The following is a 12,108-nucleotide window of genomic DNA, read 5'->3' as shown; positions in this document are numbered from 1 at the left end:
TCTTTTTGTAGGTTTTGTATTACTTAATCTTGTTACAATGTTAAATACTTATTTACTAGCAAGGTATTTAACTACTAAGATATATTGGCGCTTGTTAGGAGTCATGGTATATGAATTTAATTCTTATCATATGATAGTTATGTATGGTAGGAATGCTGTGGGAGAAATGTTAGCATATTCATTTTTACCTCTAGTATTTTTGGGCTATATTCAGATTATGGAAGGAAAACGTGATGGTATATGGGCGTTAGGAATAGGTATGGGGATGATTTTAAATTCCCATGTGATATCAGCGTTATTTACGTTTTTGATTTTGGGTATAATAGAACTCAGTAGGCTTTTTTTGAAAAAATTATCACTTGCAGAATTGGTAAATTGTGTTTATGCAGGGATAGTAGCAATAGTGGTTTCATGTTACTCTATTGCAAATTTAATATTAATTATGCATAAAAATCAGTTAATAACTCCTTGGAAAAGATTAGAACAAATTTCAGTTTCTGAAATGTGGGGAGCAATGTTAAATAATAGTATCAGTGATGTTATTACTTGGAATATAGGTTTAGTTTCTTTTATCCTGTTTGTAGCCATGATAGTACAAATATTCAAAAGGGAAAAAGCAGGTTCATGGAAATACTGGATAATTGGAGCTATGACAGTATATTTTTTAACCTTATCATGGATACCTTATCCTAAACAATTAGGAGAAACATTTTTAGGTAACATACAGTTTTTAGGACGTTTACTATCATTTGTGATGATATTTATTGTTATTGGAATGTGTTTATATCTGGAAATGTACGGAGTAGAGATATCACCAAAATTTTGTGTAGGGATAGTTGGGATATCACTAGTTATAATGAGTTCTGCAGCTGTAGTAACATTTCATGATACTAAAGGAGATTACAATGTTAGGTATTATCTCAATAATAAGAACTACTTATCAGATATAAGTAAAGGAAAGGAGGGATGGTATGACTATATGATAGCCACCCCAAAGGACCGCAACAAATGGTTGATCAATGTGGAAGATCCTAATAATGGTTTGGCTAATAGACTAGATATAAAATCAAATTATTCAAGTTTAACTTTCAAAATTAATGCACAAAAGGCAGAAAGAGTACAGGTCCCATTTTTGCTTTATAATGGGATAAAGTACAATATTAGTGTAAATGGAGAAAGGGAATACAGCTTTAATAGTGGGCAAGTACTAACTATTAATGTTGATAAGGGAATTAACAGTATTGAGATTTCAAGTGAGGTACCCAAATTTAGTTACTTTACTTTTGCTTTAAGTGTGGTAGCAATTATTTTTAGTATATTAATGCTAATATTAACTAGTTCTAAAAAAGTGGGAAGAATTGTGTCAAGGTAAGCTGACATAGTTGCGGGGATTAGAATATTATAGAAGGAGATGGAATTTATGGAAAGTAGATTTAAATTCACTAGCTATTTCCGGAAAAATCTACGGAAGTTTAGTACAAATGACTGAAAGTCAGTTTTTTGCAGTTAGTATAGAAATGTTATATCGATTCTTAATGACAGTTATAGGGATCATCGTTATTCCGAGGGTACCATTTGTAAGATCGTGTTATCTTGGACGTAAGTATCCATTTAGGATATATTTAGATCGATGAATAGTATATGAAGTAGTTAAATCAGATATAATATTTAGACGATAAAAATATTAAAATAAGGGTGGTTCGTTAACTATGAAGAGAAGAAAGATAATTTTAATGAGTATATTTGTTTTGGGGGCAGTTTTTGCCTCATATCCAGCATTCTGTACTCATTATTTTAAGGCTACGTTTGATGGCCAAATACATCTTATCAAATTTGAAGCAGTCACGGAGGCATTGAAACATTTTACACTTCCGCAATTAGTGAATTTTATGGGCTATCAAAATGTCGGTGAAGCTTTTAATGGTATGTATCCATGGTTATCAGGGTTGATTTTTATAATTCCCAGACTATTTATTAGTGAACCTATATATGCATTATTTGCAGGCTTTGTATTGCTAAATTTGATAACAATGGTAAATACTTATCTACTGACTAGACACTTGACTACTAATGTATATTGGCGTTTGCTAGGCGTTACCGTATATGAATTTAATGCTTACCATATGACAGTGATGTACGGTAGAAATGCATTTGGGGAAATGCTAGCATATACATTTTTGCCACTAATATTTTTGGGATATATGCAGATTTTGGATCAAAAATCTAAGGGGATTTGGGCGTTAGGCATAGGGATGGGAATGGTTATGAATTCCCATGTTATTTCGGCTCTATTTTCGGTCATTATATTAGTAATAATTGAGGGTGTGAGGATATGTTTTTGTAAAACCACTATCAAAGAGATTATAAGGATGGTCTATGCTGGAATAGTAGCTATATTGATCTCGTGCTATACTCTGGGAAATATGTTATTGCTGATGACAAAAAACAATCTGATGACCCCTTGGAAAGCCTTGTTACCGATAATACCGGATCAAATGTGGGATTCGATGTTAACAAACAATATGAGTGATAAGACATCCAATTCATGGAATATGGGGTTGATAGCATTTGTGATCTTTATTGCTTTGATCATACAATTATTCAAAGCTGATAAGGTAGGAGAATGGAAGTACTGGATAATTGGAGCGCTTGTACTTTACTTTTTAACATTATCTTGGATACCTTATCCAGAAATATTAGCTACGACATTTTTAGGAAATATCCAATTTTTAGGAAGATTATTGTCATTTATCATAATTTTTATTGTGATTGGAATGTGTCAATATTTAGAAAAATATGGGATGGCCCTTGCGCCTAAACTCTGTTTAATGATAGCTTCGGTATTGCTGATAGCTATGAGTGCTTCAGGGGTGAAAAACTTTCATGATGCAATAGGAGATGATGCTGTTAGATACTATCTAAATAATAAAAATTATTTATCGGAATTAGAGCACGGTAAATATGGATGGTATGATTATATGATTTCTGCTCCAGGAAAAGAAAAAAGGTGGTTGTTTGATATAAATAGTGATGATATCCCTAAAAGATATGAAATAAAAGCAACGTATGGATCACTAGCATTTAAAGTTAATGCTGAGCAAGTAGGACGATTAAAGTTACCGTTCTTACTGTATAATGGAGTGAAGTATAATGTTAAGGTAAATGGTCAGGTTGTGAAAAATTTTAATGATGGGCAGTTATTAACGATAATGGCTAAGAAGAAAACAAATAGTGTAGAAATTTCTAGCGAAGTTCCTAAATTTAATTACATTACATTCGGGTTGACAATGGTTGCACTTATTGTTGGATATATTATGCTATTCGTAACTAATTTGAGAGGAGATTGGATATGGCAAAAAGATTATCAATTATAGTTCCCTGTTACTTTGAGGAAGAATCGGTGCCACTATTCTATGAAGCGGTCGAGAAAGTGAAAGATAAACTAGCAAATGTTGAATTAGAGTATTGGTTTATAAATGATGGATCCACTGATAATACGTTAGGCGAGATGCAAAAATTACAAACTAAAGATCCAGAACATGTACACTATGTCTCTTTTTCACGTAATTTTGGTAAGGAAGCTGCTTTGTATTGTGGCCTTCGAGAAGCAACGGGAGATTATGTGACGGTGATGGATGTTGATCTGCAAGATCCACCTGAGATGTTACCACAAATGCTAGAGATTTTAGCTACGAGTGACTATGATTGTGTGGGAACAAGACGTATAGATCGTTCGGGGGAGCCACCAATTCGATCATTTTTTGCGCGGATGTTTTATAAGCTGATCAATAAGATCTCGGATACTGAGATTGTTGATGGAGCGCGAGATTTTCGCTTAATGACGCGCCAGATGGTTGATTCGATCATATCAATGAGCGAATATAATCGTTTTTCTAAGGGGATCTTTAGTTGGGTCGGCTTTAAAACTAAATATTTAAATTATGAAAATCAAGAACGAGTAGCAGGTAAAACAAGCTGGAATTTCTGGAGCTTATTTAGATATTCGATCGATGGGATCATTAATTTTTCTCAGTTTCCATTGGATATTGCTGCCTTTGTAGGCTTTATTTCATCAGTGGTCTCGGGCGTAGGGATCATGTTTATCATTGCTCGCTATTTGATCCATAGCGACCCAACAAGTGGATGGGCCTCAACGATCTGTATCATGCTTTTTATAGGGGGGATCCAGTTATTTTGCTTAGGGATAGTAGGTAAATATATTGGAAAAATATTTACCGAGGTCAAGGGGAGACCAATCTATATAATTAAGGAGAAAAAATAATAAGATGACTAAACCTGTAACGAGATTACATTATATTGATGTATTAAACTGTATTGCGATATTTTTTGTCCTAATGTTACATTCGTCACAATTAGCCAATTTTGGTAATGATGGCTATTCTCACATGCAGCTGGCCAAATTACTCCAGGTTTTGTGTATTCCAGCGGTTTTTATTTTCTTTATGAATTCAGGTGCTACACTATTGAATTATCGAAAACGTCAAACAACAAAACAGTTTTTTGAACGTCGAGGTCAAAGAGTTTTGGTACCATTTATTTTTTGGTCGGTGATATATTACTTGTTTGATACGAAGTATAGGGCTTTTCCTGGACCAATACCTCATCCAGAAGGAGCTAGTCTACATGGATTTATTGCTGCATTTTTAAATAATAATATCAATAACTTGTTTTGGTTTTTTTATGCGATCATTGCACTATATTTAGTAGCTCCGATCCTGTCAGTGTTAGCTGATAAACATAAAGATACTCTATGCTATGTTGTTGTTATATATTTTGTAGTAAATGATATTTTAGCCTATCTAGGGCATCTTATTGGGAAAAATATTGTGACAGAATTTGTTTCTCAACCGTTATTATCTTCATCATTTGTTGGATTTTTTATTATGGGGTATTTGATCAAAGAAAACTATTTTTCAATCAAGATCCAAAACTTCCTGATCATTGCTGGCTGTATAACATTAGTGGCTTCGATCATTAATGTGCTAACTGATGGAAAATATATTTTCTTGAGTGGCTATAGTTCATTCCTATATTCGGTAGCACTGTATTTAGTGGTGAAACGAGTAACTACTAAGATCAAACAAGAAGGAGTGCTGAAGTTTTTTGCACTTATGTCAGGTGCTAGTTTAGGTATTTATATCTTGCATCCGATCTTCTTTGCGATATTTGACAAGGTAGTTTTTCATGAAACGATCAATAATTGGCAAAACTACTTAGTTGTTATGAATAGTTGGGTGCATATTTTTATACTACCGGTAGTAAGTTATGCTTTATTAGTAGTACTAGTATTGTGTTTGAAAAAAATCAAACTGATTGCAAAGGTATTACCTTAAAGAAATTTCAAGTTAATGTGGTAGTATGTCGTTCTACAGAATTAGGTGTGAAGCAATAGACTAATATCTCACAATACGCTAAAATAATTGTGAGCTAAACTATTTATTAAGGATTGATAATTATCATTAACAAATTTAGAAATTTATTTGATGCTACAATGCTAAAATTTATTTTAGTTGGGATCGTCAATACAATTTTTGGGACAGGGATCATGTTTATCTTCTATAACTTCTTCCATTTCAGTTATTGGGTCTCTTCAGCGTCAAACTATATTTTTGGTAGTATTTTGAGTTATTTTTTGAATAAGCATTTTACGTTTCAAAACAAATCTAAAAGTTTAACAACTGTGATCAAATTTACTATAAATATCACGCTATGTTATCTAGTTGCTTATGGAATCGCTAAACCTCTTGCAATCTGGATATTTAGTGGGTTTGATACTAATATACAAAATAATATAGCAATGCTGGCGGGGGCTGTCTTTTTTGTTGGTCTAAATTATTTGGGGCAGAGATTTTGGGCATTTAAAGAAGGTTAGGTAGGAGGATGTTTGGTGCTTGAAAAATTAGCGTTATACAAAGATGACCTAGGGACGCAGCTCTATATGTTTTGTTTTAGCCTGTACCTGATCGTTAATTTTATGGCAGGTACGACCTTATCAAAGGCTTTTGGCTTAGGGGCGATCGTTGTTTTATTGCGACTTTCACAGTTAGTAACTTTGCTAGTATTTTGTAAGATCATTATATTTGATCGGCATAGATTTAATACGATCCTAGCAATTTTAGTTGGAGCAGGGTTCTTATTCATTGTTTGTAAGCAAGCTCATGAGCTAGATCCATTTTTTATGTATATATTTATTATTGGGGCGTATAAGATAGACTATAAGCAACTGTTAAATAAATATATTTTAGTCGTCTTATCGTTGCTCTTATTAGTGTATATCGCTACTGTTATGGGCCTTGTCGCTAACAATGTCATGTGGCGTGAAGGTGCGGGAGTGATCAGAGCGGGGCTTGGACTAGCTACACCATCTGATTTAGCAGCTCACGTGTTTTATCTGATGTTAGCATTTGCTTTAGTGCGAAATTTTGATTTTTCACGTCAAGAGCTACTTTTTATGATGATTATTGCAGTGTTGATCTATGCCATTACTAATAGTCGTTTAGATGCACTTTTGATGCTACTTTTGTTATTGGTGAGCTATTTTAGACGCTCTATTTTTAAGTTATTTAAGTTCTTAGGTCTAAAAGGAACTAGTCTTATAGTTGTAATTTACGCACTAGGAGATTTATTGCTGACGTATTTTTTTGATCCATATAGTCCGATTTATGCACAGATAGATTCTTGGCTTTCCCGACGCTTATTTTTTGGAAAGATGGCTTTTGAAAAATACCCACTTCACTTATTTGGACAGTATATCTACCAAAATGGAAATGGTGATCCACGGGGATTTGTTGTTTACTATTTTATTGATTCGGCCTATGTCCAAGCATTGATGATGTTTGGAATCATTTTTTTACTGTCTATGTTAGCTCTATTGATCTATTTGCTTTATCGAGCATATAGTCACAAATACTATGGCCTCGTTATTGCTGTTTTATTGATTTCATTTAGCATGGCGATCAACCATCATTTTTGGCACATTTCTTATAACATGAGCCTATTAGCTTTATTGGCAGTATTACCCCAAAATAATGTAATTGAGTAAAAAACTTATTTTACTTTTTTAAGAAAGTGAGATAAGTTTTTTATTCTGTGGTATAATTCAAAAGGGTCTACCGTCATTGTGACGGCTTTTTTGCTTATAGGCAGATCTCATAACAATAGTCATAAACTAGAGATCCATGCCTAATGGATCGAAGGGGAGTTATTAACTATTTGTAATATTATACGAATATTAATAGCTATATACATTATGACCAAGGCCCAAATGATATTTATAGGCTATAGTTTTGTGCTGTGGTGAGAATTTTAAATCAGATAAATTGAATATCTTTGGAGGAATACATATTATGTCTAAATACTTAATTGTTGGTGCAGGACTTTTTGGTGCAGTTTTTGCCAATGAAGCGGCTAAGCGTGGCCATGAAGTTACAGTGATCGAAAAGCGTGACCACTTAGCGGGAAATATTTATACGAAAGAAGTCAATGGGATCCAAGTGCATCAATATGGCGCACATATTTTCCACACTTCAAACAAAAAAGTTTGGGATTACGTGAACCAATTTGCTGAATTTAACCGGTATACGAATACCCCAGTGGCAAATTATAACGGCGAGATCTATAACTTGCCTTTCAACATGAATACTTTCAATAAGCTTTGGGGAGTAGTCACACCTAAAGAAGCGCAAGCAAAGATCGATGAACAACGTGCTGTTTTGAACGGTAAGACACCCGAAAACTTGGAAGAACAAGCTATTTCGTTGATCGGTACCGATATCTATGAAAAATTGATCAAGGGTTATACTGAAAAGCAATGGGGGCGTAAGGCAACTGAATTGCCAGCCTTTATCATTCGCCGTTTACCGGTACGTTTGACTTACGATAACAACTATTTCAACGATGATTATCAAGGGATCCCAGTTGGTGGCTACACACAGATTGTGGAAAAGATGTTAGATCACGACAACATCACCGTCAAAACCAATACTGATTTCTTTGATAATAAAGACCAATACTTGAGTGATTACGATAAAGTCTTATTCACTGGGATGATCGATCAATTCTTTGATTATAAACTAGGTGAATTAGAATATCGGAGTTTACGGTTTGAGACTGAAACCTTAGACGTTGATAACTATCAAGGTAATGCGGTCGTTAACTACACCGATGCTAAGACACCATATACACGGATTATTGAGCATAAGCACTTTGAATTTGGTAAAGGTGATAAGAATAAGACCGTTATAACCCGAGAATACCCTGCTGATTGGAAACGGGGCGACGAACCATATTATCCAGTCAATGATAAGAAGAACAATGCGCTTTATACTAAATACCAAGATCTAGCTAAACAAGAAGCACAAAATGTGATCTTTGGTGGACGTTTAGGGCAATATCGTTATTACAACATGGATCAAGTGATCTCGGCTGCTTTGACCACAGTTAAGCAAGAATTTGGTGATTAAAAATGAAAGTTCTCCGCAACTATTTGTATAATGCGGGCTATCAAGTGTTAGCGATCATCGTACCGCTGCTCACAAGTCCCTATATCAGTCGGGTCTTACATGCGTCAGGGGTCGGCGATAATGCTTATACTAACTCGATCATTCAGTACTTTGTTATGTTTGCTGCTTTAGGTGTCGGCTATTACGGAAATCGTGAAATCGCATATGTGAGAGAAGATCGACAAAAAATGTCAGAAACTTTTTGGGAGATCCAGATCCTAAAAACTTTGACGACTTTAGTGGCATATTTAGCATTTGTGATCTTTTTACAGATCTATACAGAATACACCTGGTATTTATGGATCCAGTCGATCAATGTGCTTGCAGTCGCATTCGATATTTCGTGGCTCTTTATGGGGATCGAAGATTTTAAGCGAACAGTCATCAGAAACACGATCGTTAAATTAGCATCGATGATCATGATCTTTACGCTTGTACGTGATGCAAACGATGTAGCTTTGTATATCTTTATTATTGGTGCATCGACCTTCTTTGGAAATTTGATCTTATGGCCATATCTAAAAAAGATCTTGGTTCCAGTCAAATTTAAAGAGCTACATCCACTAAAGCATTTTAACCCAACAGTGTCGTTATTTATTCCGCAAGTTGCGACATCAGTTTATCTGCAACTGAATAAGACAATGTTAGGTGCAATGGTCGGTGCTGAGTATGCAGGATTTTATTTTAATGCCGATCAGATCGTTAAAATGGTTTTAACTTTGGCGACCTCACTAGGAACGGTAATGTTGCCACATATGGCTTCAGCTTTTGCTAAGGGAAAACATAAAGAAGTAAATAAGATGTTGTATACATCTTTTGACTTCATATCCTTATTATCAGTTGCGATGACCTTTGGACTAGCTGCAGTATCATTGCATTTGGGACCTTATTTCTATGGTCACGGTTTTGGCCCTGTGGGTAAGGCAATGTTGATCGAGGCTGCTGTTATTTTATTTATTGCCTGGAGCAATACTGTTGGTGCCCAGTACTTATTGCCGACTAATAAGGTCAAAGCATTTACGACCTCAGTTGTTTTAGGTGCAGTCGTAAATATGATCGCCAACTTACCATTTATCTATTTATGGGGCTTAGAAGGTGCCATGTATGCGACTGTTATTTCTGAATTTGTAGTTACTGCATATCAAATTTGGTATATTCGTGATCTCGTGGATCTGAAGCAGATGTTTATCAATATCCCTAAGTATCTAATTGCAGGTATAGTAATGTTTGTTCCTGTATTTATGTTAGATAATTACCTAAAGACAAGTATTTTGACATTGGCAATAGAAGTTATTATTGGGATCTTGATCTATATTGTTATGATCATCGTGTTACGACCTACATCGCTTAATCAAATTACGACTATGATAAAGAGTAAAGTAAAAGGTAATTAAAAACATGGTAAGCTGCGGTAAAACACCAATTGCTTACCATGTTTTTTTATAAGATCACGGATGCTACATTTTAAGTGGTAAGTATAGTATAATTACGAAGTATTGAAGCTAGAGTAAAGGGGCTTTAAAAATGAAAAATTATGTATTGTTATGGCATGATAGTGCACGTGCCACGGGTGGTATCAAAGCCAAAGAAGATACTAATAATTTTTTTAGACAAGAAAATTATCAAGTTATAGATACTCCAACTGGAAAGATCGCAAAAGTTTTGTACGTTTTTTGTGTACTTCCTTTTATCTTCTTAAAAATTAGAAGCGGAAATGTTATCGTTCAATTTCCTTCAGGGAAAACATTTCTACAGAAAATGATGTTAGGTTGCATCAAATATCTTTCGGGTGCGAAACTGATCTTGATCGTTCATGATATCGAGGCATTACGTGCTAATGCTGGGGATGGTCATAGCCGTGAAAATGAGACCGAATTGAAATTATTGGGAATGGCTGATGGTTTAGTCTCTTTAAACGGTGTGATGACAGATTGGTTGCATGAGCATGGGATCAATGGTTTGATCACTAATTTAAATGTTTGGGATTATGATAATCCTAATCCGATAAATCCGATGCTACCATACACCGGGAGTATCTGTTTTGCTGGAAATTTAGATAAATCGACATTTCTAACTAAATATGATTTGAAACATAAGTTGCTAGTTTTTGGGCGTAAAACGACACCCGTGAATTTTCCAGGTAATATAGAATATGGTGGTGTCTTTAGTCCTGAAGAATTACCGAGCAAGTTAAAGGCGAATTTTGGCTTGATCTGGGATGGGGATGAATTAACAACTTGTTCGGGTAACTTTGGAAAATATTTACGGTATAATACGCCGCATAAGACGTCGTTATATTTAAGTTCAGGTGTTCCCGTTATTGTTTGGAAAGAGGCAGCTATTGCTAAAGTTATTGAACATTATGGCTGTGGCTTGACTATTTCAAGTTTGAACGAACTAGACGATGTCTTAGACGATTTGACATCAGAGCAATATGAAAAATTATACAAAAACACAGTTCAAGTTGCTGATATGATGCGTCGAGGTGTATTCATGCAAACAGCAATAAATTCATTGATCAAAATGTTAGACGAAGGGAAAAAAGATGAATAAATATGTTTTAACGATCGGAGACCCAAATAAGAATAATGCTGGTCCTAAGGCTAAGGAAGATGTGCTATATTTTTTGAAAGATGAAGGCTTTTTACCACTGCCACTTAACCTTAAGTTAGATCCTGAAGATCGGAGCTTTGGAGCAAAATTACGCAAAGTATATGATGTTAAATTTAAGATACCGCGTGTATTTAAGAAATTAAAAGCAGAAGTGATAGTTTTACAGTACCCGATCTATTCAACGTACTTGACGAATAATATCATTAAAGCAATCAGAAGTTATACTGATGCTAAGTTGTATTTAGTGATCCATGATGTTGAAACGTTAAGACTTTTTAAGGATGACCAGAATTTTTCCCAAAATGAGATCGAAGTGTTCAACAGTGTTGATGGGATCATTGACCATAATCGAAAAATGCATGCTTGGTTAGATGAACAAGGTGTAACGACACCATGTATAGACCTAGGTATATTTGATTACCATAATCCAACTGAATTACGTGAAGAATATGATTATGATCGCTCATTGGTTTTTGCTGGAAATTTAGCTAAGTCAAAATTTTTGACCAGTAAGGAGTTTGAAAAGCTAGCTTTCAAATTAGAACTTTTCGGACCTTCACCAGCTGAGAAATATGCGGAAAATATAAATTACCAGGGTGTTTATTCACCTGAGGAATTGCCAGAGCACTTAAAGCAAAATTTTGGCTTGGTTTGGGATGGTAATAGTATAGTTAAATGTGATGGAACCTTTGGTGAGTATACTAAGTACAATAACCCTCATAAGGCATCGCTTTATTTAAGCAGTGGCTTGCCGATCATAGTGTGGAAAAAAGCGGCATTAGCTGATTTTGTGATCGATAATAATGTTGGTTTTGCAGTTGATAGCTTGACTGAAATTGATGAGCGGCTTGAAAATATGCCACGTGAAGAATATTCAGTGATGAAGAAGAATGCTTTAGCGGTAGCACAAAAGATCCGTACTGGTGAATTTATTAAAACAGCAATGACAAAGTTAGAAAAAGTAAAGGATTAA

At 34.7% G+C, this 12,108-nt stretch carries 10 protein-coding genes; all 10 read left to right on the top strand.

Annotated features, from left to right (window positions below):
* Positions 1–1,372 (top strand): putative glycosyltransferase family protein (locus LMU01S_RS03005; RefSeq protein WP_225354589.1); only part of this gene is annotated, 1,372 nt, incomplete at its 5' end.
* Positions 1,373–1,709: 337 nt separating this feature from the next.
* A complete protein-coding gene (locus LMU01S_RS03000; RefSeq protein WP_056958458.1) occupies positions 1,710–3,374 on the top strand; it encodes a putative glycosyltransferase family protein in 1,665 nt (554 codons plus the stop codon).
* Entirely contained in the window at positions 3,350–4,282 is a 933-nt protein-coding gene (locus LMU01S_RS02995; protein ID WP_056958460.1) for a glycosyltransferase family 2 protein, read from the top strand. The genes LMU01S_RS03000 and LMU01S_RS02995 overlap by 25 nt, the downstream gene beginning before the upstream one ends.
* A gap of 4 nt (positions 4,283–4,286) precedes the next feature.
* Entirely contained in the window at positions 4,287–5,354 is a 1,068-nt protein-coding gene (locus LMU01S_RS02990) for an acyltransferase (protein ID WP_056958462.1), read from the top strand.
* 158 nt (positions 5,355–5,512) lie between these two features.
* Positions 5,513–5,893 carry a GtrA family protein gene (locus LMU01S_RS02985; RefSeq protein ID WP_056958540.1) on the top strand — a complete coding sequence of 127 codons (381 nt, stop codon included), beginning with the start codon at positions 5,513–5,515 and terminating at the stop codon, positions 5,891–5,893.
* Between the two features lie 15 nt (positions 5,894–5,908).
* On the top strand, positions 5,909–7,063 hold the full coding sequence (locus LMU01S_RS02980) for a hypothetical protein (protein ID WP_056958464.1): 1,155 nt from the start codon (positions 5,909–5,911) through the stop codon (positions 7,061–7,063).
* Between the two features lie 304 nt (positions 7,064–7,367).
* A complete protein-coding gene (gene glf / locus LMU01S_RS02975) occupies positions 7,368–8,483 on the top strand; it encodes a UDP-galactopyranose mutase (RefSeq protein WP_056958466.1) in 1,116 nt (371 codons plus the stop codon).
* A gap of 2 nt (positions 8,484–8,485) precedes the next feature.
* Positions 8,486–9,916, top strand: a complete 1,431-nt coding sequence (locus LMU01S_RS02970) for a flippase (protein ID WP_010690223.1) — start codon at positions 8,486–8,488, stop codon at positions 9,914–9,916.
* Between the two features lie 130 nt (positions 9,917–10,046).
* Complete coding sequence (locus LMU01S_RS02965) at positions 10,047–11,075, top strand: glycosyltransferase (protein ID WP_056958468.1); 1,029 nt, start codon at positions 10,047–10,049, stop codon at positions 11,073–11,075.
* Entirely contained in the window at positions 11,068–12,108 is a 1,041-nt protein-coding gene (locus LMU01S_RS02960) for a sugar transferase (protein ID WP_056958470.1), read from the top strand. The genes LMU01S_RS02965 and LMU01S_RS02960 overlap by 8 nt, the downstream gene beginning before the upstream one ends.

The organism is Ligilactobacillus murinus DSM 20452 = NBRC 14221, assembly GCF_001591685.1.
GTDB lineage: Bacteria > Bacillota > Bacilli > Lactobacillales > Lactobacillaceae > Ligilactobacillus > Ligilactobacillus murinus.
Note: the sequence above shows the minus strand (reverse complement) of the source record. Positions and strands in the feature narration are given on the sequence as shown.

Bases quoted from the DNA above. Each gene is read 5' to 3' on its own strand.
- LMU01S_RS03000 (WP_056958458.1), top strand. From the start codon at position 1,710: ATGAAGAGAAGAAAGATAATTTTAATGAGTATATTTGTTTTGGGGGCA.
- LMU01S_RS02995 (WP_056958460.1), top strand. From the start codon at position 3,350: ATGGCAAAAAGATTATCAATTATAGTTCCCTGTTACTTTGAGGAAGAA.
- LMU01S_RS02990 (WP_056958462.1), top strand. From the start codon at position 4,287: ATGACTAAACCTGTAACGAGATTACATTATATTGATGTATTAAACTGT.
- LMU01S_RS02985 (WP_056958540.1), top strand. From the start codon at position 5,513: ATGCTAAAATTTATTTTAGTTGGGATCGTCAATACAATTTTTGGGACA.
- glf (WP_056958466.1), top strand. From the start codon at position 7,368: ATGTCTAAATACTTAATTGTTGGTGCAGGACTTTTTGGTGCAGTTTTT.
- LMU01S_RS02970 (WP_010690223.1), top strand. From the start codon at position 8,486: ATGAAAGTTCTCCGCAACTATTTGTATAATGCGGGCTATCAAGTGTTA.
- LMU01S_RS02965 (WP_056958468.1), top strand. From the start codon at position 10,047: ATGAAAAATTATGTATTGTTATGGCATGATAGTGCACGTGCCACGGGT.
- LMU01S_RS02960 (WP_056958470.1), top strand. From the start codon at position 11,068: ATGAATAAATATGTTTTAACGATCGGAGACCCAAATAAGAATAATGCT.